The sequence below is a fragment of the Archangium lansingense genome, from assembly GCF_026626635.1.
Taxonomy (GTDB): domain Bacteria; phylum Myxococcota; class Myxococcia; order Myxococcales; family Myxococcaceae; genus Archangium; species Archangium lansingense.
Map to the genome: position 1 here is coordinate 9,522,356 of NZ_JAPNKA010000001.1, position 24,834 is coordinate 9,547,189.

Below are 24,834 nucleotides of genomic sequence, written 5' to 3' on the forward strand. Positions count from 1 at the left end.
GGTGGGGGCATCCGTCACCGAGTCGCCGAGGTGAGCACCCGAAGTGCCGCCCCCACGTGTCCCGTTTGACGGGCACGACACCCGAGAGCCCCGGCCGCCATCCGTTCCCACGGGTCTGGCGCCGGGGTTCGCCATTTTCCGAGCACCGCATGCGTCTCCGGGCTTGCCCTGCCCGCCCGCCAGAATCAGCATGCGCGCGTCCGTGACTACTCCGCGCCCCGAGTCCTCCTCCCCGCATCGCACGTACACCGAGCGCCGCGCCGCCGCCGAGGCGGAGTTGAAGCGGCTGGACGGTGTCAACGCCCGCTACGCCAACCTGCGCACCGTGGCCTTCCTCGCGGGGCTCGCGCTGGCGGGGTTCGTCCTGGCCGGCCGGCTGCCGAAGACGTGGTGGTGGGCCGCCGGAGGGGCGTTCGTCGTGTACGGGGTGCTGGCGGTGCTGCACCATCGGATCTTCCTGCGCGAGGAGCGGCAGCGGCTGTACGTGCAGCTCAATGACCGGGGCCTGGCCCGGCTGACGCGGGGCTGGCACGACTTCGCCGATCGAGGGGAGCGCTTCCTGACGGGCTCACACCTGTACGCGGCGGACCTGGACGTCTTCGGGCAGGGCAGCGTCTTCCAGCTCATGAACGAAACGGCGACGAAGGCGGGAGAGGAGCGACTCGCGGCGTGGCTGTCCTGGCCTGCGCAGGCGGACACGGTGGTGACGAGGCAGGGAGCGGCGCGCGAGCTGAGGCCCCGGGTGGAGTTCCGCCAGGACGTGTGCGTGGAAGCGCGCACGGTGGCGAAGGAGAAGGCGGACCCTGGCCTCTTCATCCAGTGGGCGGAGAGCGGGCCATCGCTCACGAGCATCCGGTGGGCGAGGCCGGTGGCGGTGGTGCTGCCGCTGGTGACGCTGGCGCTGCTCATCCTGGGGAGCTTCGAGGTGATACCCGGGCGGGCGTGGTGGGCCGGCGTGCTGGTCCACCTCGCGGTGGTGAGGGCCACGCGGGGTCCGCTGCGCGCCATGGAGGAGCGGATGAGCGCGGGCGAGCACGGCTTCGTGCGCTACGCGCCCATCTTCGAGCGGGTGGAGCGAGAACGTTTCGAGCACCCGGAGCTGCGGCGAGTGCAGGCGGGGCTGCAGCACGAGGGAGAGCCACCCGTCTCCACCCACCTCAAGCGCTTCAGCTGGCTCTATTCGTTCGTGGAGTTCAAGCGGCACCAGTTCCACCCCGTGGTGCATCTGTTCACGCTGTGGGACGTGCACGCGCTGTTCGCGCTGGAGCGCTGGAAGGAACAGCACGGGCCGCGAGTGCGGAGCTGGTTCGAGGCGCTGGCGGAGCTGGAGGCGCTCTCGTGCCTGGCGGGGCTGGCCTTTGACCGGCCGGACTTCATCTGGCCCACGATGGAAGCGGGCGGGCCGAAGGTGAAGACGACGGCGGTGGGCCACCCGCTGCTGGACGCACCCGTGCTGAACGACGTGGAGCTGCCGGGACCGGGCTGCGCGCTGCTGCTCACGGGCTCCAACATGTCGGGCAAGACGACGCTGCTGCGAGCGGTGGGGCTGAACACGGTGCTCGCGCTGGCGGGAGCACCGGTGTGCGCGAAGAGCTTCTCCGTGTCACCGCTGCAGGTGCTGACGAGCATGCGCGTGAAGGACTCGCTGGAGCGGGGCGTGTCGTACTTCTACGCGGAGGTCCAGCGCATCAAGGCCGTGCTCGACGCGGCGGCGGCGGCGAAGGGGCAGGCCATGTTCCTGCTGGATGAGATCCTCCTCGGAACGAACACGCGGGAGCGGCAGATCGCCTCACGAGAGGTGCTGCGGCTGCTGCTGGCCACGGGAGCGATCGGTGGAGTAACGACGCACGATCTCTCCCTGGCGACCCTCGCCGACGAGCACGCCGGGAAGGTGGTGAACATGCACTTCCGCGACCATCTGGAGAACGGAAAGATGGTGTTCGACTACCAGCTCCGGCCGGGGGTGGTGGACACCACGAACGCGCTGCGAGTGCTGCGGATGGCGGGAGTCCCCGTGGAGGACCCCGAGCAGTCCACCTCGCCCCCTGCCCCCTCTCCAACCAACCTCCCCTCTCCCTCCGGGAGAGGGACGGGGTGAGGGTGCCCGTCACCGTGCTCCACCCCCCCTCGCGGAACTCGTGCTCACAACCAGTTGTCCGGGATGCGCGAGCGCTGAAGCTCTCGCAGCCCTTCTGTGAGCAGGGGTAACAACCGCTGGGCCTCGACAGGCCGAGGACTCCTGCGGGCCAGCTCAGACTCAAAAGACTGGATGAGCGCCAGCGCCTGCTTCCGGCCGAGCCGTGAGAAGTCGGGAGCATTCAACCCGAGAGCCGCAAAGCCGCTCCGGATGACAGACCGGTGCGCCTCCTGAAAACGGGTGGCGGCGTTCCCATAGAAGAGGAGCCGGAGGGTCTGATCGCGCGCCCGCTCGAGTCCACTCCGCTCAGAGGCAGAGACCTCCGGCCGACCCAGCAGCGCCTGGAGGGTGTTGTAGTGCTCCCGCAGCGGGCCGCGCTGGGTATCGCGCACCACCTCATCGCCCCGAAAATAGCGCTCGAAGGCGGCATGACCCGCAACCTGGCGGACACGCAGGTCCGTGGTGCTCGCCCCCACCGTGGCCGTCTGGTAGCCCTCCCGGCGTGACCACACCGCGAGGTTCTCTCCCTTGCGCAACCCCTTGAGCAAATCAGGCCGGAGAGAAGCCACCTCGCCGCGCGTCGCCTTCTCCCATCGGGCCAGATGAGCCGTTGCACCGGAGAAGGTACCGGGCGCGCTGCCGTTGTAGGCCCACATCGTCTGGAGGTTGGGAAAGAGCGCACGCCAGGCCTCCATCGTGGTCTCGCCGCCGTTGTAGCAGGCCGCGATGCACAGGTCCTCGACCCCCGCCGCCGCCCGGGGCATGGCCGCTGCGAGCAAGGCAAGGCTGCTACGGGTGAGCACGCCGTTCGTGAAGCTTCCCTCCTCGCCCCACAGGTTCGAGCCCCCACTGTGCCCGGAAAGCACGAGTCGCGAGGGAACGACGCCCCCCTTCTCCGCCCGGGCCCACACCTGCGCCAGTTGCGCGAGCTCGTCCCGTGCATCCTCCCCAGCACTGGCAATAGCCGTCACCACCTTCTGTCCCTGGGCGAGCGGCAGCCCCAGGGTGGCCACGAAGGTCCGGATGCCGTCCTCCGTCCTCAGGTCGTGGACCGTCATCCTCCCGTCCGAGCCCCTGGCGCGCACCTGATCGTTCTGGAAGGAGTCCCGGACGGTGGTCACCCGGGCCCTGGGGTTGGACTTCTGGATGGCCTCGGCCTCCGCCTGGACGTGCGGATTCATCCCGAGCACGAGAGTGTCGTCGTTCCGCCTCGAGCCTACGCTGGTCATGTTCCTGCCTCCTGGCCGCCGCGGAGAGCGCGTGCGGCAGTTCCAGACGCAGGGCAAGTCACGGGCCAGCAAGGAGCTCCATCAATTCAACCCCTTGCCGAGAACCAACAACCTCCGAGGTGTCCCGAGGCGTGCACGGCATCCTTGGCGCGAGACGCAGAGGTTGCACGTCGCCCCAGGTTCAGAACCCCCGCACCAGCGGCCTTCCATAAGGCAACGCGGGCCAGGGAATTCCCACCGCGATGAAGAGGAGCGCGATGAGTAGCCCCACCACCCATCGGCGGTGCTTCGTTGTGGAGTCCTGGGCCCGGCGGCTCGAGATGGAGGCCCAGTGCGCGATGATGAGCGCCGGCACCATCGCCGTCACATGCTCGATGCCGTAGAAGCGGAGGACGGAGTTGGACATGGCCACCCGGAAGCCGTCCAGGCTCCTGGGAGTCAGCGGGCTGAGCACGAAATAGAGCGTCAGCCCGAGCAGCACCTGACTGTCGAACAAGGCGACGAAGAGCTGCTGCATGCGCCGATCCGCCTGGGTCCAATCCCGGCCACGCGCCCAGCCATGCACCGCCCGCCCGAGTGAAAGCGCACCGAGGAGCAGCACGCCCCAGCGCAACCAGGAATGCAGAAAGAGAACCACCTGATAGAGCATGTCATTCACCTGCGGGCCCATGGGCTCGCGGAGACGACACCTTACGGCACGCCCAGAGCGGCGAGTGCGTCTTGTTGACGCACCACGCCCCCACCCACCACTGCAACGACACCCGAGACACGTCCTCCAGCACGAGGAACCTGTGAGCGATGCTGCTCGCCACGCTGGACCTGGTGCCCATCGCGCTTGGCTTCGGCGAGGGCACCGAACTGCTGCGTCCGCTCGCGCTCGTCACCCTCTCCGGACTGAGCGTGGGCACGCTGCTCACGCTCTTCGTGGTGCCGTGCCTCTACGTCAGCCTGCACGCGCTCGTCGCGTGGCGTCCCGGAGGGCGGCGGAGCCGAAAACACGAAGGCCCCTCCAGGCGTGAACCAGGAGAGGCCTCGTAACGGATTCAACCCGGGGTCCGGATACCCTCACCCCGACCCTCTCCCGGTGGGAGAGGGAAGAGTGACTACTTCGCCACCTCGACGAGCGCCGCGGCACCCATGCCGCCGCCGATGCACATCGTCACCACGCCGTAGCGGCCGTTGCGCCGCTTCAGCTCGCGCAGGATGGTGGCCACCAGGCGCGCACCCGACACGCCCAGCGGGTGCCCCAGCGCGATGGCGCCGCCGTTCGGGTTCGCCTTGTCCAGCGGAATCCCCAGCTCCCGGATGCAGTACAGCGCCTGCGCCGCGAAGGCCTCGTTCAGCTCAAAGACGTCGATGTCCTCGACCTTGAGGTTGTTCTTCGCCAGCAGCTTCTTCACCGCGGGCACCGGACCCACGCCCATGATCTCCGGCGGCACGCCGGCCACCTGGTAGTCCAGGAAGTAGCCGAGCGGCTTCACGCCCAGCTGCTGGGCCTTCTCCTCGCTCATCACCACCGCGGCCGCCGCGCCGTCCGTCAGCGGCGACGCGTTACCCGCCGTCACGATGCCCTTCGGGTTGAAGGCCGGCTTGAGCTTGCCCAGACCCTCCAGCGTGGTGTCCGGGCGCAGGATGGTGTCCACCGAGACCGTCACCTGGTGCGCCTTGCCGTCCTCGTCATAGACGGTGGTGGTCACCGGGAAGATCTCCTCCTTCAACTTGCCCTGCTCGCGCGCGGTGGCCGCCCGGCGCTGGCTCTCGTAGGCGAACTTGTCCGCGTCCTCACGCGACACGTTGTAGCGCGAGGCGATGTTCTCCGCGGTGGCGCCCATGGAGGTGTAGACCTCCGGGTGCTTCTCCATGATCTCCGGGTTGGCGCTCACCTTGTTGCCACCCATGGGGACCATGGTCATGGACTCGGTGCCACCGGCCACGGCGACCTGCATCATCCCCGCCTTGATGGCCTGCGCCGCCTGGGCAATGGACTGCGTGCCCGACGAGCAGAAGCGGTTGATGGTCATTCCGGGCACGGTGTCCGGCAGCCCCGCCAGCAGGGCGGCGTTGCGCGCCACGTTCATCCCCTGCTCGGCCTCCGGCATGGCGCAGCCGAGAATCACGTCCTCGACCTCCTCGGGCTTCAGGCCGGGAACCTGCGCAACGGCCTCCTTGATGGCGAGGGCCGCGAGCGTATCGGGCCGGGTGTCCTTGAACTCTCCCTTGTGCGCGCGGGTGAACGGGGTACGCACCGCGCTGGCAATCACGACTCGACCGGGCATCTGTCTGTCTCCTCGCCCGGGGAGCGACCCCCCGGGCTTCAAAATCTGAATCAGTGGATGACTTGTGAACTGGCCTAACGCTGTCGCCTCAGTTGCGCAGCGGCTTGCCCTTCTCGAGCATGAACATCAGCCGGTCCTGGGTCTTCTCCTCGCCGCACAGGCTGAGGAACGCCTCCAGCTCCAGCTCCAGCAGCCGCTCCTCGGTGACGAGCAGCGACGGGCTGGTGTCGCCGCCGGTGAGCACCCGCGCCAGCTTCTGGGCGATCTTCCGGTCGTGCGCGGAGACCTGTCCGTTGAGCTCCATGTCGTAGAGCATCATGTCGATGGTGGCGAAGCCGCTGGCGCCGGGCAGGCGGAAGCGCGTGGGCCGGGGGGCGCGGAAGCCCGCGTTGGCCATGCCAATCACCCGCGCCTTGGCGTCCGACAGCAGGAAGTCGCGGTTGGCGCTGATGCCATCGTTGGCGTTGAGGAAGCCGAACTCGCGCGCCTCCTCGGCGCTGGTGGCCACCTTCGCCGTGCCGATGGACAGGAACACCTTCTTGATGAAGGGGAACGCGTCGAAGTCCTTGTCCGCCGCGTACGGGCCGTACACGTTGCGCAGCAGCTGCATGGTGCCGCCGCCGCCGGGGATGAGGCCCACGCCCACCTCGACCAGGCCCATGTACAGCTCGGCCGAGGCCTGGATGGCGTTGCCGCCCATGGCCGACTCGGCGCCGCCGCCCAGCGTCAGGTTGAAGGGCGCCGTCACCACCGGCACCGGGCTGTAGCGCATGCGCTGGTTGGCCGCCTGGAAGCCCGAGGCCATCTTGCGGATGGCCTCGAACTCGTCGCTCTTGGCCGCCATCAGCAGCGCCATGATGTTGGCACCCGCCGAGAAGTTCGCCCCATCGTTGCCGATGACCAGGCCGCGGAAGTTCTTCTCCGTCTCGTCCAGGGCCGTGTTCATCATCGCGATGATGCTGTCGTCGATGGAGTTCATCTTCGAGTGGAACTCCAGCAGCGTCACCCCATCACCCATGTCCCACAGGGTGGCGGACTCATTGCCGGTGATCTTCTTGTTGCCGCGCTTGAAGTACTCCACGCGCGACGTGCGGGCGTTCTCCGGCACCACCTTCACGGACTTCGTGGGGATGTCCCAGTACGTGTCCTTGCCGTTCTCCACGCCGTAGAAGGACGTGCGGCCGGTGGCGAGCATCTGCTCCACCCAGGCGGCGGGCTTGAGGCCCAGCTCCTTCATCCGCTCCACGCCCTTCTTCACGCCATAGGCATCCCAGGTCTCGAAGGGCCCCAGGTCCCAGGCGAAGCCCCAGCGCATGCCGCGGTCGATGTTGACCACGTCGTCGGCGATCTCCGGAATCCGGCGGCTGGCGTAGGCCAGCACGTCCAGGGTGATCCGCTCGGCGAACTTCGCGGCCTTGTCCTGGCCGTTCAGCACCGTGGCCACGCGCTCGCGCACGTTCTCCACGTCCTTGGCGGCGCCCAGCGACTCGTAGCGCACCTTGTTCTGCGGCCGGTACTCCAGCGTCTTCAGGTCCAGGGCGAGGATGTCCTTGCCGCCGGCGCTCTTGTCCTTCTTGTAGAAGCCGCCGCCGCTCTTGTCGCCCAGCATCCCCTTGGCCACCATCTTCTGGAGGAAGTCGGGGATGGCGAAGACCTCACGCTCCTCGTCCTGGGTGAGCGTGTCGTAACAGTTCTTCGCCACGTGGCTGAAGGTGTCCAGGCCGACGATGTCCGCGGTGCGGAACACGGCGGACTTGGGGCGGCCCATGGCGGGGCCAAAGATCTTGTCCACCTCCTCGATGGACAGCTCCGCCTTCTGCATCTCCGAGATGGTCCGCATCATCCCGTAGGTACCGACGCGGTTGGCGATGAAGTTGGTGGTGTCCTTGCCGTAGACGATGCCCTTGCCGAGCACCTCCTCGCCAAAGCGGTGGATGCTCTTCACCACATCGGGGTCCGTCTCCGGGCCCGCCACCAGCTCCAGCAGCTTCATGTAGCGGACGGGGTTGAAGAAGTGGGTGACGAGGAAGTTCTTGCGGAACGCGGCGCCACGACCCTCCAGCATGCCCTTGATGGACAGGCCCGAGGTGTTGGAGCTGATGATGGCGTCCTTGCGCGCGTGCTGCTCCACCTTGGCGAACAGGGCCTGCTTGACGCCCATGTCCTCCTTCACCACCTCGATGACCCAGTCGCACTCGGCCAGCCGGTGCAGGTCATCCTCGAAGTTGCCAACCTCGATGGCCGTGAACACCTGCTCGGACACGATGGGGCTGGGCTTCTGCTTGCGCATGTTGGCCAGCGCCCCGAGAGCGAACTTGTTCTTGAAGGCCTTGGAGGCCGTGTCCTCACCGGGCCCCGCCTTGGGCGGGACAATATCCAGCAGGAGGGCGCGCACGCCCGAGTTGGCCAGGTGCGCGGCGATGCCGCTGCCCATCACGCCCGCGCCCAGAACTGCCACTTTGCGGATCCGCATCGTCATCGAAAGAGGCTCCCAAATTGAAAAAGGATGGCACCAGACATTGCGCCGGTTGATTCAAAAGTCAACCGGCTCTTGAGGCCCCCCATGTCACCCGGTGGGGGGTAAGGTACGAGCCCCCATGGCCCGACTCGATCCGCACTCGTACAACGACGACACCCAACCTGAGACCGAGACCCTCACCTGGAAGGCGCGAGTGGACTTCCGCACGCGCCGGCTGCACGCGGAGGCCACCCTCACCATGAGGGAAGCATCCGCCGGCCCGCTGGACCTGGACACGAGGGAGTTGGAGATCCGCTCGGTGGTGGACGCTCAGGGCAAGCCCCTGCCCTTCCTGCTGTCGCCGCCCGAACCCATCCTCGGCAGCCGCCTGAGGGTGGAGCTGCGCCCAGGCACGAAGCAGCTCACCATCCGCTACCGGACGTCCCCGCAGGCGAGCGCGCTGCAGTGGCTGACGCCGGCCCAGACGGCGGGAGGCCAGTACCCGTACCTCTTCAGCCAGTGCCAGGCCATCCACGCACGCTCGGTGGTACCGCTCCAGGACACGCCGCGAATCCGCATCCGCTACCGGGCGGAGCTGACGGTGCCCAAGGAGCTCAAGGCGGTGATGGCGGCGGGCTTCACCGGGCGCGAGGAGACGGGTGTGGAGGCGGTGGAGCGCTACGAGATGCCCCAGCCGATTCCGCCCTACCTGCTGGCCTTCGCGGTGGGACGGCTGGCGGCCAAGGAGCTGGGGCCGCGCTCGCGCGTGTGGGCCGAGCCCGAGGTGCTGGAGGAGGCCGCCGAGGAGTTCGAGGACGTGGACGCCATGCTGCGCGCGGCGGAGGAGCTCTTCGGCCCGTATGACTGGGAGCGGTTCGACTTGCTGACGATGCCGCCCTCGTTCCCGTACGGGGGTATGGAGAACCCGCGGCTGACCTTCCTGACGCCCACGCTGCTGGCGGGGGACAAGAGCCTGGTGAGCGTGGTGGCGCACGAGCTGGCGCACTCGTGGACGGGCAACCTGGTGACGAACGCGTCGGCCGAGCACTTCTGGCTGAACGAGGGCTTCACCGTCTTCGCGGAGCGGCGCATCCTCGAGGCGCTCTACGGGCCGGACGTGGCCCTGCTGCACTCGGCGCTGGGCCGGCGCGCGCTGGAGGACGCGGTCCATCACTTCAAGGACCATCCGCAGCTCACCGCGCTGCGCACGCACCTGACGGGCGTGGACCCGGACGAGGCCTTCTCGCAGATTCCCTACGAGAAGGGCTTCCTGCTGCTGCGCGCGCTGGAGGACGCGGTGGGACGGCCGGCCTTCGACGCCTTCCTGAAGCGCTACCTGGAGGCACACCGATTCCAGGCGCTCACCACGGAGCAGTTCATCACCTTCGTGGAGAAGCACCTGCCGGGCGCGCTGGCGAAGGTGGACGCGGAGTCGTACCTGAACAAGCCGGGCGTTCCGGGCAGCTCGCCGGTGCCGCGCTCGGAGCGCCTGGAGCGGATGACGAGCCTGAAAGCCCGAGTGCCCACGGTCGAAGAGGTGAAGGACTGGACCCCGGCCGAGTGGCAGCTCTACATCCAGTCGATACCGCACGGGACGTCACGAGACGTGTTCCGGCAGTTGGACGAGCGGTTCCGTCTGACGAAGAGCCAGAACGCGGAGGTGCTGGTGTCGTGGCTGGCGGCGTCGCTGCGGGCAGGCTGGGAGCCGGCACTGGGGCGCACCGAGGCCTTCCTGGGCGAGGTGGGGCGCATGAAGTACCTCAAGCCGCTGTATGGGGCGCTGGCGAGCACCCCCGAGGGCAAGGTGCTGGCGCGCAGCCTGTTCAACCGCTACGCCGAGCGCTACCACCCCATCGCCCAGGGCGCTGTTGAGTCCATCCTCAACCGCGCGTAGCCGTGGAGCACATGGAGGCGGCGGCTTCGATTTCCGCCGCCTCCGCTAGAAGTTGCCCGCCGCCTTGAGTCGAACCCACTCCTAATGAGGAGGCGCGGATCGCCTTGGGGGACCAAATCGATTCTTGTCGGACCAAATTCGGACCTTCCCACCCCCTCTACCCCCAGGAACTGGAGCTGGGCTACCAGGTGCTCCGGGCACCGCTCGGCATGGATCGCGCCTCGGTGAAATTCCCCTTCGACGAGGACAGCCTGCACCTGGTGGCCGTGGAGGTCATGGAGGTGGTCGGCTGCGTGCTCTTCCACCCGGAGGGCGCGCACACAGCGGCTGGCCCTGCCTGGCCAGCTCGGTGGCCAGGGCCTCCCCCGTGGCGAGGGCCTCGGGAGTACGGCCGAGCGCCTGGAGCTGTTCGACCCCGATGTGGAGGGGGTCGGACATGACTGGCCCTGTACGCCACAGGCTCTGGGCCCGCGCAGCCGTGGAGGGATTCACGCCGTCAGGTTGGCGCGGGCCGCCGCTCGACAAGCCCCTGCCTCATGCGTGGCGAGCCTCAAGGCGGTCGCGGCGCGGTGTATTCCAATCGTGTTTGCTTTAGACCACATCCGCTTCGAACGGAAAGTGAAGGCATCCATAGCGACAGCTCAGCGCTAGGGTTAGGGTAGCCCACTCTCGTTGTTTGGCAGTCCTCGAGGAGGAAGCATGAAAGTGCCCGTGTGGACGTTGCTTGCTGTGACCCTTGTAGTGGCTGGGGGAAGGGATGCCGAGGCGCAGGTACTGCCACCTCCTGTCACCATTCTTGCCGTCGAGTTGGACTATGCCGGCCGGCGCATCTACATCGACGGCCGGAACTTCGGAGCTGCACCTCCCACAGTTCAGTTGTACGAACAGCCCCTGGCACTGCTTCAAAACGACAACACCTTCATCGTTGCCCGGATGCCAAACCTCTTCCTGAGCGCGAAGGGGGATTATCTTCTGTCTGTCTCCGCAGGGCCCACTGCCGCGGAGAATGATAGTCACCTCGTCACCTTCGGAGCGGTCGGTCCGCAGGGCCCTGCCGGAGCACAAGGTCCTGCGGGTGCCGCCGGAGCACAAGGTCCTGCCGGGCCGCAAGGGCCCAAAGGTGACGTGGGTGCTGTGGGTCCGGCAGGGCCACAGGGGCCGGTTGGCGCAACGGGACCTCAAGGTCCTACCGGGCCGATGGGAGCACAAGGCCCCAAGGGTGACACCGGAGCGATGGGCGCGACTGGGCCGCAGGGTCCTGTGGGGCCTGTCGGTCCCCAAGGGCCTGTTGGGGCGACTGGCCCCCAGGGTCCGGCTGGGGGAGGAGTGGCTGGCTGGCAGTTGGTGATTGGCAATGTACCCAATCTCTATAGTTTCCCTAACCCGTGCATCTCTACTGTGTCCTGCCCCACCGGGAAGGCGGTTGTCGGAGCAGGAGGGTGTCTTGCGCCATCGATTGCCTTGACAAGCGTCACCTGCAAGCACGGCGCTACCGATAATACATATTGTAATGGTTTGACCAGCGCTTGGGCGATTTGTGTGAATCAATAATCTCCAGCAGGTTTCCAGCGGAAACGGGCCAGAGGGGGTTCCCCCCTGTGTCAGGGTAGTTGACGCCTGGAGTCACCTTCAGGAAACCCACCATCCGCTCTCCGAAGGTTGGACTGCGGCCCCCTGAGCTCACTGGCAGAGGCGACGAAGCCAGCGGCCCATGTTCCGGGTGTCCAGCAGCGAGGTGAGGCCGAGTTTCTCCTCGGGGAAGTAGGGCTCGAGGAGACGGGCCAGGACTCTGTAGGGGGGCAGGTAGAGCTCGTCGCGGGTGTCGAGGGGGTCAGGCCACTCGCCCAAGGTGAGCAGCAGGCGCTCCCCCTCCAGGGGCTGGAAGGAAACCTCGGGAAAGGGAAGCTCTCCGCGCAGCCCCTCGAGTCCGCCGAGCTGGCCAAGCAGGGGCTGGCCGAGGAAGGTGAGCCAATAAGCGCCGCGAGCGCCGGTGCCGATGCACCGGCTGGTGATTTGAACGTGGTAGAGGTCCAGCCCCAGGTAGCGCTCGAGCAGAGGGAGCAACTTCATGCGGTGCGGGTACCAGCGCCCGCTGGGGGAGACGAGGGCAAAGCTGGCGTAGCCGAAGCTGAAGGGGAGCTCACGGGACAGCTCGAGCGCAAGGGCGCGTACCTTCTCCGGCCCGTGCTCCAGAAGGTACTCGGTGGGTAGGGAGAAGGCGATGGCGCAGGCGGCCCTCACATCATGGACGCACAGCGGATCGAGCTGGTAACCACTGTATTCAAAGTTATAGCCACCCACTTCGTACTCGAGCTGCCATAGATCGACGTGACAGGCCATGGCCCAAGGGCGCTCCAGTATCTTCTCTCGGATGTGCTTCCAACCGTTGTCGTCCAACGGCTGGGTGTCTCCATCTGGGTCGACATACCAACCCAGGGACCCAGAAGGGATGGCGTGCAAGTATGCCTGCAAGGAGCGCCAGACAGCCTGGGCGATCTCCGTGTGGTTGCACCGCATGAAGAAACAGAGGACGAGGCCGTCGCGAACCTTGAGGTGTCCCTCTTCTGTACGCACCTGGATGACAGGGTAGCGTCCGCTCATCGGAAGATTCCCTTCGGAGATAGAATCAGGGCAGTTCCATCCAGCGCTTCCTGGTAGATCTGACGCTGGTTGAGGCCGCTATAGGCACTTTTTTCGCCGTACTTCGTCCATTGGGGATCCCTGTCTCCAGGACAAGGAAACTTGAGGTCCAGAATCAGTACGGCCCGAATCGAGCCTTCTGACGAAGGAGGTGCGAGCGGGATAGCACGTACCCGGCCTGTGACAAACGGGCCGAGCGTGCCATCCTCGCCCACTTCACTGAAAACCAGTCCGCCGTCCCCTCCCGAACTCCATGCGCGGATGGGAGTCCGCGTCGCTCAATCCGCTGGAACAGTCTCGATCTGTCTGGAGGCCGCAGGCTTCACCGGGCGCAAGGAGCGTGGTGGCGCACGAGCTGGCGCACTCGTGGACGGGCAACTTGGTGACGAACGCGTCAGCCGAGCACTTCTGGCTGAACGAGGGCTTCATATTCCTAGAAGACGATCAGAAAGCTGCTTGTCTACAAAAAGCCCGCGCTGAACGTTTGGTTCCTGTAAAAAGGCAGCCACACTCGGAGTAAAAAAGGTCGCTGGGGGCACTTCATGAATCAGTCAGCGTGGCGGTACCTGTCAGCGACATGGGCCACGGTCGGAATGCTGTGGCTGGCAGCATGTGGAGGTTCCTCTACGCCGCCTCCCCCTGGCCCCGGGCCGGGGCAGGACACGGAGCCCCCGGCCCTCGTGCTGAAGAGCCCGGCCCAGGGAAGTATCTCCAACCAGGCCAGCCAGCGCGTGGAGCTGGAGTACACGGATGCCTCGGGCATCGATCCCTCCCGGGTGAAGCTCCGTGTGAACGGGGAAGAGGTGAAGGCCTCTCTCTCGCTCTCCGCCACGGGAGCCACGGGGGAGATAACCCTCGCCGAGGGGAATCACACCCTGGTGGCGCAGGTGGCGGACACCGCCGGCAATGAGGCCCAGGCGCAGACCGGGTTCATGGTGGATAGAACGGCCCCTGCTCTGTCCTTCTCCAACTGGGCGGAGGGAGCCACGCTTCAGGGGACGACCCAGACGCTGATGCTGACCTATGCGGACGGGCTCTCGGGCGTCGTCCCCAGCACGTTCCAGCTGCTGGCCAATGGGCAGGAGCTGAGCTCTCAGCTCACGGTGGAGGAGAGCGCAGTCCGAGGAAGCGTGAGCCTGGCCACGGGGCTCACCACGCTGGTGGCCCGCGTGCAGGACAAGGCAGGCAACGAGGCTCGATCCATGCTGCGCGTGACCGTGCTGCCCGAGCTGGAGGGGACGATCACCCCGCTGGATGACACGGTCGTCGTCCCGCTGGCGGAGTCAATTGCCTTCCTGCACACGGGGCCGGGCGCCATTCAGGTGGGAGTGGCCCCCGGCACGATCAACCCCAAACGCGTAGCGGTGCTGAGAGGACAGGTGAAGGAGCGGGATGGCAGCCCCCTGGCGGGCGTCAAAGTCTCTGTCAAAGACCATCCGGAGTATGGCCATACCTTCACCCGGGAGAACGGCATGTTCGACCTGGCGGTGAACGGTGGAGTGCTGCTGACGCTCGAATATGAGAAGGCGGGGTTACTGCCCGCCCAGCGGCAGGTTCATGCGCCATGGCAGGACTATGCGTGGCTGCCCGAGGTGGTGCTCATTGCCCTGGACAGCCAGGTGACGGCCATTGCATTGGACGGAAGCAGCACGCAGGTTCAAGTGGCGCGAGGCAGCCCGGTGACGGACTCGGACGGCACGCGGCAGGCCACCGTGCTGTTTCCTCCCAGCACCCTCGCCTCCCTGGTGATGCCAGACGGCAGCACCCAGCCGCTGACAACGCTGAACGTGCGGGCCACCGAGTACACGGTGGGCGCGGCAGGCCCCAGGATGATGCCGGGCGAGCTGCCTCCCAGCAGCGGCTACACCTACGCGGTGGAGTTGAGCGTGGACGAGGCGCTGCAAGCCGGAGCGAGGGGGGTGCGCTTCAGCCAGCCGCTGCCGGTGTACGTGGACAACTTCCTCGGCTTCCCGGTGGGAGGCCTTGTGCCGGCGGGCTGGTACGACCGCGAGAAGGCCGCCTGGGTTCCTTCCGAGAACGGCCGAGTGGTGAAGGTCCTCGGCATTCAGGATGGCCTGGCCCTGCTGGATACGAACGGGGACGAAGCCGCGGACGACGCGAGCCAGCTCGCCGCGCTGGGGGTGACGGATGCCGAGCGGGCCCGCCTGGCGCAGCTCTACCCAGCAGGACACACGGTCTGGCGCGTGCCGATGAACCACTTTACGCCCTGGGACTTCAACTGGCCTGTCACCCCACCAGATGATGCTCAAGCACCGAACCCGCCAGAGCCTCGGGGGAACGACGACAAGGACAAACAGACCAAGATCTGTGGCTCGATCATTGGAGCCCAGAATCAAACCCTGGGTGAGCGCGTGAAGCTTGCCGGAACGCCCTTCAGCCTCCACTACCAGAGTGCTCGGGTGCCAGGACGTGCCCAGAACAAGCTCCACATCCCGCTGAGCGGGGCGAGCGTCCCCGCCAGCCTGAAGCGCATCAGCCTGACCATTCAGCTCGAGGGCAGGCAATTCCACTACAACTTCCCCGCCAGCCCGAACCTGAACCATGACTTCGAGTGGGACGGCAAGGATGCCTATGGCCGCCCCCTGCAAGGCAGCCGCCTGGCCAGCATCGACATTGGCTATGTCTATGGCGTCGTCTACAAGACGCCCGCGGAGTTCGCCAGCAGCTTCGCGGCCTTTGGTGGCACCCCGATTACTGGGGACCGCTCCACTTCGGAGGTGACACTCCATCAACGCAGACAGGCCAGACTCGAGGTGCCAGACTCCCGCGTGTTCCGGCTGGCCGGTTGGACTCTGAGCGAACATCATGCCTACGACCCGGTCGGCCGGATCCTGCGTCGTGGCGATGGGAGCTGGCGGAGCGCGCAAGGGATTACCCCGGTGATCTCCACCCTATACGAGTCGCCGGCTGGCTCCTCCCCTGACGATATTGAATGGGGATCGGACGGCACGCCTTACATTTTGGTCAACAACTCCGTGCTGAAGCTAAACTCAGGCGGCACTACCACCCCCATTGCGGGCAAAATCCAGCACTATGGCTTTTCGGGCGATGGAGGCCCCGCGACTCAAGCGCTCTTTGCCTCTCCTCGGAGAATCGCACTGGGCCCGGATGGCAGCATCTACATCGCTGATCTTGAAAACCATCGCGTCCGAAGAGTCAGTCCCAGTGGCATCGTCGCCACTGTGGCAGGCTGTGGCAGTTCTTGTCCGCAGGGCGATGGCGGCCCCGCCACCCAAGCGTTCATCTCTGCTCCTTCGGACATTGCCCTGGACGTGGATGGCAGCCTCTACATCGTGGATGCCGACAACCATGTCGTCCGAAAAGTCAGCCCCAGTGGCATCATCACCACCGTGGCGGGCAGTGGCATCGCCGGCTTTGCGGGCGATGGCGGCCTCGCCACTCAGGCGCGCCTGTCTTCGCCTACGGACATTGCACTGGGCCTGGACGGCAGCCTCTACATCTTGGACACGAGCAACTTCCGCATCCGGAAGATCAGTCCCAACGGCATCATCACCACCGTGGCGGGCAACGGCACCAACAACCATTCGGGCGATGGAGGACCAGCCACTGGAGCAGCGATCAACGCCCTATATGGAATCGCGCTGAGCACGGATGGCAGCCTTTACATCGCGAATGGCGCTCGCATCCGGAAAGTCAGTCCCAGTGGTATCATCACCACCGTGGCGGGCAAAAGCGGCCTCTTCCGTGATGGCGATGGAGGCCCCCCCACCCAGACAAGCCTGGGAGGTTACCTCAATGGAGTTGCAGTCAGCCCCGAGGGGTTCTTCTACATTGTAAGTGACTATGACATTCGAAAAGTCTCTCCCCCGCTTCCAGGCTTTGAAGGCACAGCATCGCTGATTCCCTCTGAAGATGGCTCGGAGCTGTATCAATTCGACGCGGCGGGGCGGCACCTCACGACGCGGAACGCCAGAACTGGAGGGTTGATCTACACCTTCAGCTATTCGCGTGGGTTGCTCACGCAAATCCAGGACGGTAACGGAAACACCACGCGCATCGAGCGAGATACCACCGGCAATGCCAGCGCCATCGTTGCCCCCGACGGCCAGCGCACGGTCCTGACGCTGGATGTCAACGGCTGGCTCGCCTCCCTTGCGAACTCCGCCGGTGAGACGCACCGCATGCAGTACACGGCGAGCGGACTGCTCACCCGCTTCACCAACCCCCGCAACCACAGCTCCACCCTGCAATACGACTCGAGCGGCATGCTGCTCCAGGACGCCAATGCCGCGAACGGCTCGTGGAGCTTCACCCGCACCCCGCAGGCCCTGGGGCGGCTGGTCACTCAGACCTCGGCCGAGGGCCGCACCAACACCTACCAGATAGAAAATCTCGTCACGGGGGATGAGCGCCGCACCGACACCGCTTCGGATGGAACCACCACCACAGAGCTCATCAGCGGCGATGGAGTGCTCACTCAGACCGGACGCGATGGAACCATCGTCACGAACACCCAGGGCCCAGACCCGCGCTTTGGCATGCAGGCCCCCTTGGACAGCAAGACCCAGGTGCGCCTGCCCAGTGGCCTCACCTTCTCCGCGGCCACCACGCGCCAGGTGAGCCTGGCCGATCCCTACGATCCGCTCAGTCTCACGCAAGAAACCACCACGTTCACCCTGAACGGCCGTGAGTTCTCGACCGTCTATACCTCCGCCACCCGGCAGTACACCGCCACCACGCCGGAGAACCGCACAAGCACCTACCGAGTGGATGCCCAGGGCCGGCCCACGCTCATCCAGCGCCCGGGAGTCGCCGCGCTCAACTACCAGTATGACGCTCGAGGCCGGCTCACCACCGTCACGCAGGGACCAGGTGCCGACGCGCGCGCCCTGACGCTCACCTACGGCACCGATGGGTATGTTCAGAGTGTCACCGATGCGGCGAACCAGCAGGTGCTCTACCTGCGCGATGGGGTAGGCCGCGTCACCCAGGCCACCCTGCCTGACAACCGTGTGCTGCGCTTGGGCCATGACGCCAACGGCAACGTCACCTCGCTCACGCCACCGGGGCGACCCGCCCATACGTTCACCTATTCGCCCGTCGATCTTCAGAGCGGGTATGACCCGCCACCCGTCGGCTTGCCGCAGGCTGGCACCAACTACCAGTACAACCTGGACCAGCAGCTCACCTCGGTGGCGCGGCCGGACGGCGTCACGGTGACCCTGGGCTATCAGTCCAACGGGCGCATGGCCTCCATGACGCCTTCGGCCAACGGCGAGGTGATCACCTACGGGTACCACGCCACCACCGGCCGGCTCAGCTCGATAGCCACTCCCACCGTGACGCTAGGCTACACCTTCGATGGCTTCCTGCTCAAACAGGAGAGCTACAGCGGAATACTGTCCGGCACCATCTCTCGAACCTATGACAACAACTTCCGCGTCACAGGCGTGGCTGTCAACGGCACCAACGTCGCGCTGGCTTATGACAGAGACAGCTTGCTCACGCGGGTGGGTACGCTCACGCTCAGCCGCGACGCGGCCACTGGCTTCATCACCGGCACCACGCTTGGAAACGTAGCCACGACCCAGGGCTACAATGGCTTCGGTGAGCTGGCCGACTTCACCGCGACCGTCAGCGGCAGCTCCCAGTTCAGTTACACCCTTGGCTACGACAAGCTGGGCCGCATCGCCACCCGGGCCGAGACGATTGCTGGAACCCCCACCACCCAGGAGTACGGCTATGACCTGGCGGGGCGCCTGGCCACCGTTACCCAGAATGGCGTGGTCGTACGTCAGTACGGCTACGACGCCAACGGCAACCGCACCCACCTGAACGGCGCTCTCATTGGGAGCTATGACGCTCAGGACCGCCTGCTCACCTACGGCGCCGCAGCCTACGAACACGGAGCCAACGGCGAGCGCCTACGGAAGACGGAGGGTACCCAGGTCACCCAGTACCGCTACGACGTCTTCGGCAACCTGAAGCAGGTCGTGCTGCCGGATGGCACACAGCTCGAATACCTGACGGACGGCCTGCACCGGCGAGTCGGCAAGAAGGTCAATGGCACCGTCACTCAGAAGTTCCTGTACCAGGACCTGCTCAAGCTCGTGGCGGAGTTGGATGCCAGTAACAACGTGGTCAGCCGCTTCCACTATGGCACGGCGGTCAACGTGCCAGAGTACATGACCAAAGGAGGCGTGACGTACCGGCTCATCACCGATCACCTGGGCAGTGTGCGGCTGGTCATCAACACCGCGACCGGCGCCATTGCTCAGCGGCTGGACTACGACGAGTGGGGCGACGTCACGTCAGACACGAGCCCCGGCTTTCAGCCCTTCGGCTTCGCGGGCGGGTTACAAGACAACCACACCCGGCTCGTCAGGTTTGGAGCAAGAGACTATGACCCGGTAACGGGCAGGTGGACCGCGAAGGATCCGATTGGGCTGCAAGGTGGATGGAATACCTTCAGCTATGTGGAGAACGAGCCACTCACCCGGTTCGATCCGTTGGGGCTCTGGTCGTGGGAGATCAGTGCCCGCTGGGGCTTCGGCTTCTCACTGGCTTTTGGTAGGGACCCGCAGACCAATCGGCCCTTCTTCTCTGGGAAAATCGGACCAGGTATCGGATTTGGATTCCAAGCCGATCCAGCGGGTAGCCGGCCTGGGGGAGACACTGGAGACCCGAGCAGGCACGGCGTCTCGATTGGCCTCTACGCAGAGGCTGGGTTTCAGTGGGGATTCTTGAGCGCAAAGTACGAAGTCAACTGTGGCCGCAGTCTCCACTACCTTCATGACAGTGAAGCCTATGGGACTCGCTTTCCCCCTGAACCCAAATGGACTGTAGGAGGCCCATGGGGGTTCCGACCAGGTGCCTCCGCCGGAATCGAGTGGGCCATCTTCTAAAACAGCAACCTGTACAGATACACCGAGGGTATCGCAGGGCCGAACCCGACCTTCTCATAGGCGCGCCGGGCCGGGGCATGGCTGGGGTCCCCGCCCGTGCCCACCGTGGCCACCTTCATGCCGGCGCTCTTCATCCGCTCCAAGACGAATTCGTACATGGCGGCGCCGATGCCCTGGCGGGCGTGCTCCGGATGCATGGCGTTCAGGCCGATCTCGCCGATCTGCTTCTTCTCATCGAGCGAGTACGTGACGAAGCCCACGACCTCATCGCCGACCGTGGCCACGAAAACCTGGTGCACTGAACCCGTGCCACACAGCGTCTCGAGCAGCTGGGACTGCTCCGCGTCCGCGTCGGCAAAGGCCCTCTTGCCGATCTCCTCACCGACGATGTCACGAAAGGATTGGAAGACCGGCTCGAAGGCGAGCCGCCTGATCTCCTGCATGGCCGGTAGGTCGGCCGGCTGGAATGGACGAATGTCGAACGGCTGGGCCATGCGAACCTCCCATCTGGCGGAGCCCACCACGAGCAGCGGAACCTACACCGGCAGGGGTTCGGCTCGTGAAGCACGGGTTCAGTAAGGCCGGACGGTATGTCGGCTCTGCGACTTCATGTTTGTCCTTCGTCGAGCGCGTGGACCGGGGCTTGAGCAGGGCGGCGAGGTGTACCTGCCCTCGCCGCACCCTTGCCGCTCAGCCGGAGCCATGCGGCGGGATTGCGAGAGCGATTCGGTTGAGGCGGAGCGGAGTGCGTTCCTGGATGGAGGACGCCGCCGCCGCGAGCGCAGCGCCCGCCCCCACCCACCGTGAGGAGCCCCGCGTCCCATTGCTCAGAAACGACACCGCCGACACGGAAAAGGCGAGCGCCGCGAGGCTCAACATCGCCGCTCTCCGTGCAGGGGCGCACCGCCACTGTCACGGCTCTTCGGGTCGCGCGTTGGATGCGCCGCTCGCCAGAACATGAGAATGATTTGCATTTTCACCCGAAGGTGTACTGCCGTCAAGCCTCGGATGTGAACGGTGGCCGGACGCAACTACTGCTTGAGGCTCAACACCCCGCGCCTCAAGGAAGAATCAACAACGTCCGCACCCGCTCGGCGCGGACGTATAGACGCAGGTAGGGCGACAACTCCTCGGAGGTAAGCACCCGGTTGACCTGCTCCTCCCGGAGGCGAAGCATGTCCGCCCGCCCGGTGGAGCGGAGTACCCGTGCGATGTTCATGGGCGAGGTCATGAGTGACTGCCGGTGAAGATCCTGCATCAGGCTCGCGCGCAGTGTCTTGTTGGCGGCCAGGTTCGCTTTGGTACTGGAACCGGGTTCCGCATCCTTCATCCCCTGGGTTATCTGATCGGCGTGGCGCTCAAGCGTCGCTAGCATGCTGGGGACCAACTTCCGCGCCTCCTCCTCGCGGACATTTCTCATCAGGTCCACGAAGCAGTCGAGCACCGTCACCCCATCCAGTTCCTGGTAGTGCATCGAGAAGGACCTGCCGAGCGGATATTCGTCCCGTTTGAGATTCGCCCGCATCCACGACTGTACGGCCTCCATCGCCACTTGCTCCTCGGCGTACATCCCCGAATAGCGGCCCGGCAGCGTCAGAACGAAGTGGAGCCGCGGCACCTTCACGGGCCCGCGCACGACCTGCATAGGTGCTCCCCCGGGTACGTCCTCGGGCATGGGGGGCGGAATGCGCTCCGCGGGAGGAATTCGCGCCTCGGAGCCCAGGCCTGCGAGACCGGCGAAGGCGCTGGCCACCTCGAACTTCGTATCCGCCAGCGGCAGGGGGCTGGACACCACCAGCACCGCATGGGCCGGGGTGTAGTTCGCCTTCACGAAGGCGCGCACGTCTTCCAAGGTGACCTTCTCGAGCGACTCAGGCGTCCCTCCCACGGGGCGGCCGTAGGCATGGCCCTCCAGCAGCTTCTCATGGAGCCATCGCTGGGCAGGTCCGTTGTCCGATCTCTCGTAACGCGCCCACAGGTCGTCCACCTGTCGCGCGCGCACCCGCTGGAAATCCTCCTCGGTGACGTGCGCAAGGGGATCCAACATCCGCTGGGCCTCCAGCCCCACCACGGTGGCGAAGCGCGCCGGCGCCAGGGTGACCCACAGCTCCGTGTCGTCATGAGTCACCACGTTGTTCGTCGTCGCGTCCACGGCCGCGAGCCGTGCCTCCAGCGTCTGGGCACTGGCCCCGCCGTGTCGCGCCATCCGCGTGAGGCGGGCGGCCAGCTCGGCCAGTCCCGCCTTTCCGGCGGGCTCGTCCGTGGCCCCGACGCGATAGGATACGTACATCGACACCTCGTGCGCCTTGGGGTCCTCCCGCACCACCAGCCGCATTCCCTTTGGGTAGACCGCGGTCGAGACCTTCGCGGCGGCGACGGGATTGAGACCCCGAGCGGCGAAGCGAACAGGCCTCGCGGCGGTGGTCGGCGCTGTCGCGCAGCCCTGCATGAAGAGGCAGGGCAGCAGGAGCAGGCCGAGCAGACGGACCGTGCCCATGAGCAATCGGGGGAGATGCAAAGAGAGAGACGACACGTACGAAGCCTCCGTGGACGCGGTTGCCCGCGTAGGGGCTGCACAGTCGCGCGCTCTGGCAGAGGGGCGCAATCCCTTTCGTCAACAAACATGGACGACGCATCCAGCACGCTAGCGAGGGGCGCGGAACCGCACCTGGAAGGCCCCCTCATTCACTTGAGCAAACTCTGCTCAAGGACTCTTCTCGCGACCACCCTTGATGCAATCCAATTAACCCTGGACTGCCATCCTGCTTCTCATGTCGCGCCGCATCCTCGAAGGAATCGAACTGGACGAGCGACCGACTGAAGGAATTGCCGTCGCCCGTGCCGTCGAGCAGTCCGTTGCGGTGGGAGGCAACCCCCTGGCATGCGACGGGGGCAACATTCACGCTCCCGTCAACGAGGGAGAAGCGGGCTCGAGCCCGAGGACCGTCTCACTCGCGGTCGAGACCCCATGGTGCTTCCTGATTCGGGCCGTGTCCTGCATGCATAGGTTTACCAGGAAGGAGAGTTGCCGAGAGGCCCCGGAAGGGGGGGATGCATGCGGTCATGCCTGAGCTCGCTCGCCCAGCATCTACGCCGATTGTGGAGCGCGTATGCGGTCCTCCTCGCCTCGGTCATCTTCAGTGCGATCGCCTATCAACGTGTCGAGCAGACCGTGGATGCGGAGGCCCACACGCGGGTCGAGGCCGCCGCCGAGGAGACACAGCGCGCCCTCGACCGGCGGGTCGACCACTACCTCGGCGTCGTCTACGGGGTTCGTGGACTGTTCGTCGCCAGCCACGAGGTCTCGGCCCAGGAACTGGAAGAGCTCCTCACGTGGATGGGTACCAAGTCCCGCTACCCGGCCATGCAAGGCGTGGCCTATGCAGCGGTGTCGCCGACCAAGGTCACGGTCACCCGGGTCGGGCCTCTCGAATCCAACCGAGTGCTCCTCGGGGAGGACCTGGGCACCGACCCCATCGCGCGCGAAGCGATGCGCACGGCGGCCATGACGGGTCAACCCTTCGCCATCACCCGCTCCGGTCCCGGGTGGGAGCCAGAGGACATGGGCCTGCCCACCGTGTGGATCTTCCTCCCGGTGTACCAGGTCTCCCGAAAGCCCGGGCCCTCCGGGGTCTTGCACCCGGAAAGCGCCCCCGTGGTCGGGTTCGTGGTGGGAATCTTCCGCGTGGACGACCTCTTGCAGAACCTCGGACCGGTCAGCGCGGTGGTCGACTACGAGGTCTACGAGGGTCCAGCACTGGACCCCGACCACCTGCTCTATGACGACGACGGGCTTCCAGACGTCGGGCGGCAGAGCTCCGGGGAGCAGCTCGTTCGTGCGAGCACCCTGCCCATGGTCGGGCGCCCCTGGACCTTCTACTTCTCGACCCGTCCCGGATTCGAGGAGATCGGGGTGGAACGGGTCGCGTCGATCGCCATCCTGATCGGCGGCTCGCTGATGGGGGTGCTCCTCTTCGGCATCATCGCCACGCAGGTTCGTGGCCGTGTGGCGGCCGAGCGGTTGACCGCCGAGCTGCGCAGCTCCGAACAGGCAGCTCGCCAAAGCAAGAGCATGGCGGAACAAGCCGAGCATCGGGCAGCCATGCTCGCCGAGGCCAGCCGTGTGCTCGCCTCCTCGCTCGATGACCCGGCGCGGTTGGGCGCGGTGGCACAACGGGTCGTTCCCTTCATGGCAGATGGCTGCATCATCGAGCTGGTTCAGCCAGATGGCTCGCTGGCGCCAGTGGCCTCCGCTCAGGCAGGGCCGGAAGCCCAGCGGTGGATGGCCGAATCCAGACGCTTGTATCCGCTGCGGTGGGACGGCCACAGCCTCGTTTCGACGCAGCCTTCTACCCAAGACTCCGGGGCAGCCCTGGTTGTGCCGCTCTCGGCGCGCGAGCAGCTCATCGGCGCAATGTCCTTCTTCCTGGGCCCCGGGCCGCGACAGTTCGACGCCGTCACCTGCGCGCTGGCGGAAGACCTTGCCCGCCGGGTGTCGGCCGCCGTCGACAACGGACATCTCGTGGAGGAGGCCCACGCGGCCGTGCACCTGCGCGACGATTTCCTGGTGGTCGCCGCGCACGAGCTGAAGACCCCATTGACGGCGCTGCAACTGCAGATCACGCACATGGGTCGCCTGCTCGGCAAGGGCGAGATCCTCCTGGAGCCCTTCCGCGACAAATTGGGAAAGGTCCGGCGGCACCTGGTGCGACTGACGAACCTGGTGGAGGAGTTGCTGGATGTATCCCGCATTGCCTCGGGACACTTCTTGTTCCATCTCGAGAAGATGGACCTGGGGCGACTCGGGCGAGAGGTGGTCGACCGGTTCGGCGAGCAGGCCGCGGCGAAAAGCGCGACGATCTCGGTCACGGAAGAGGGAGATCTGGTGGGAGTCTGGGATTCATTCCGGCTCGACCAGGTCCTCACCAACCTCGTTGCCAATGCCCTCAAGTACGGGCTCGGACGGCCGATCTCGCTCTCCCTGGTGGGCGGCAAAGACACCGTCCGGGTGATGGTGCGCGACGAGGGGATCGGCATCGCGCCAGCGGACGTGTTGCGGATCTTCAACCGGTTCGAGCGCGCGGCCTCCTCGGACCATTATGGAGGCCTGGGTCTCGGCCTGTTCATCACCCGGCAGATTGTCGAGGCCCTGGGCGGGAGGATCTTCGTGAAGAGCGAGGTCGGGCTCGGCTCGACGTTTATCGTCGAGCTGCCCCGGACGGTCCCGGACTCCCCCGTCATGGCGGGGGAGCCTGAACGAAGGGCCGGGCCCATGACGTTTTCCCAGTCCAACAGCGAGCACCCGGTCTGACC

14 protein-coding genes and 1 pseudogene are annotated in these 24,834 nt (G+C 66.0%); 7 read left to right on the forward strand and 8 right to left on the reverse strand.

Going from position 1 to position 24,834, the window contains the following annotated elements; genetic code table 11:
- Positions 1-190 precede the first annotated feature (190 nt).
- Complete coding sequence (locus OV287_RS37720; RefSeq protein WP_267538881.1) at positions 191-2,098, forward strand: MutS-related protein; 1,908 nt, start codon at positions 191-193, stop codon at positions 2,096-2,098.
- Positions 2,099-2,142: 44 nt separating this feature from the next.
- Here OV287_RS37720 and OV287_RS37725 read toward each other — a convergent pair whose 3' ends face one another.
- Both OV287_RS37725 and OV287_RS37730 read right to left on the reverse strand, forming a co-directional pair.
- Positions 2,143-3,366, reverse strand: a complete 1,224-nt coding sequence (locus OV287_RS37725) for a hypothetical protein (protein WP_267538882.1) — start codon at positions 3,364-3,366, stop codon at positions 2,143-2,145.
- A 181-nt stretch (positions 3,367-3,547) separates the two neighbouring features.
- Positions 3,548-4,015 (reverse strand): hypothetical protein, encoded by a 468-nt coding sequence (locus OV287_RS37730; RefSeq protein WP_267538883.1) that lies wholly within the window; start codon positions 4,013-4,015, stop codon positions 3,548-3,550.
- Between the two features lie 149 nt (positions 4,016-4,164).
- Between OV287_RS37730 and OV287_RS37735 the strand changes: the two genes are divergently transcribed.
- Complete coding sequence (locus OV287_RS37735) at positions 4,165-4,404, forward strand: efflux RND transporter permease subunit (protein WP_267538884.1); 240 nt, start codon at positions 4,165-4,167, stop codon at positions 4,402-4,404.
- Positions 4,405-4,469: 65 nt separating this feature from the next.
- Here the strand turns inward: OV287_RS37735 and OV287_RS37740 are convergent, their stop codons facing one another.
- Together OV287_RS37740 and OV287_RS37745 are read right to left on the reverse strand one after the other, a co-directional pair.
- The gene (locus tag OV287_RS37740) at positions 4,470-5,642 is read right to left on the reverse strand and encodes a thiolase family protein (protein WP_267538885.1); all 1,173 of its coding nucleotides are present in this window, start codon (positions 5,640-5,642) and stop codon (positions 4,470-4,472) included.
- An 88-nt stretch (positions 5,643-5,730) separates the two neighbouring features.
- Positions 5,731-8,121: a 3-hydroxyacyl-CoA dehydrogenase/enoyl-CoA hydratase family protein gene (locus OV287_RS37745; RefSeq protein WP_267538886.1), complete on the reverse strand. Its 2,391-nt coding sequence runs from the start codon at positions 8,119-8,121 to the stop codon at positions 5,731-5,733.
- 118 nt (positions 8,122-8,239) lie between these two features.
- Here OV287_RS37745 and OV287_RS37750 point away from each other — a divergent pair, with 118 nt between their 5' ends.
- Positions 8,240-9,994 (forward strand): M1 family metallopeptidase, encoded by a 1,755-nt coding sequence (locus OV287_RS37750; RefSeq protein ID WP_267538887.1) that lies wholly within the window; start codon positions 8,240-8,242, stop codon positions 9,992-9,994.
- 273 nt (positions 9,995-10,267) lie between these two features.
- Here OV287_RS37750 and OV287_RS37755 read toward each other — a convergent pair whose 3' ends face one another.
- Positions 10,268-10,432: a hypothetical protein gene (locus OV287_RS37755; RefSeq protein ID WP_267538888.1), complete on the reverse strand. Its 165-nt coding sequence runs from the start codon at positions 10,430-10,432 to the stop codon at positions 10,268-10,270.
- A 568-nt stretch (positions 10,433-11,000) separates the two neighbouring features.
- Between OV287_RS37755 and OV287_RS37760 the strand changes: the two genes are divergently transcribed.
- Complete coding sequence (locus OV287_RS37760; RefSeq protein WP_308809768.1) at positions 11,001-11,342, forward strand: hypothetical protein; 342 nt, start codon at positions 11,001-11,003, stop codon at positions 11,340-11,342.
- Between the two features lie 332 nt (positions 11,343-11,674).
- Here OV287_RS37760 and OV287_RS37765 read toward each other — a convergent pair whose 3' ends face one another.
- Positions 11,675-12,595 carry a type VI immunity family protein gene (locus OV287_RS37765; RefSeq protein WP_267538889.1) on the reverse strand — a complete coding sequence of 307 codons (921 nt, stop codon included), beginning with the start codon at positions 12,593-12,595 and terminating at the stop codon, positions 11,675-11,677.
- A gap of 376 nt (positions 12,596-12,971) precedes the next feature.
- Here OV287_RS37765 and OV287_RS56540 point away from each other — a divergent pair.
- Both OV287_RS56540 and OV287_RS37770 read left to right on the forward strand, forming a co-directional pair.
- Positions 12,972-13,073: pseudogene (locus OV287_RS56540) on the forward strand (M1 family aminopeptidase); the annotation flags it as partial.
- Between the two features lie 241 nt (positions 13,074-13,314).
- A complete protein-coding gene (locus tag OV287_RS37770) occupies positions 13,315-19,521 on the forward strand; it encodes an NHL domain-containing protein (RefSeq protein WP_267538890.1) in 6,207 nt (2,068 codons plus the stop codon).
- On the opposite strand, the gene OV287_RS37775 is transcribed toward OV287_RS37770, so the two are convergent.
- Together OV287_RS37775 and OV287_RS37780 are read right to left on the reverse strand one after the other, a co-directional pair.
- A complete protein-coding gene (locus tag OV287_RS37775; protein WP_267538891.1) occupies positions 19,518-20,015 on the reverse strand; it encodes a GNAT family N-acetyltransferase in 498 nt (165 codons plus the stop codon). The two genes, OV287_RS37770 and OV287_RS37775, sit on opposite strands and share 4 nt — an antisense overlap.
- Before the next feature lie 566 nt (positions 20,016-20,581).
- The gene (locus tag OV287_RS37780) at positions 20,582-22,018 is read right to left on the reverse strand and encodes a M16 family metallopeptidase (RefSeq protein ID WP_267538892.1); all 1,437 of its coding nucleotides are present in this window, start codon (positions 22,016-22,018) and stop codon (positions 20,582-20,584) included.
- A gap of 558 nt (positions 22,019-22,576) precedes the next feature.
- Between OV287_RS37780 and OV287_RS37785 the strand changes: the two genes are divergently transcribed.
- The gene (locus tag OV287_RS37785) at positions 22,577-24,832 is read left to right on the forward strand and encodes a CHASE domain-containing sensor histidine kinase (protein WP_267538893.1); all 2,256 of its coding nucleotides are present in this window, start codon (positions 22,577-22,579) and stop codon (positions 24,830-24,832) included.
- Positions 24,833-24,834 lie beyond the last annotated feature (2 nt).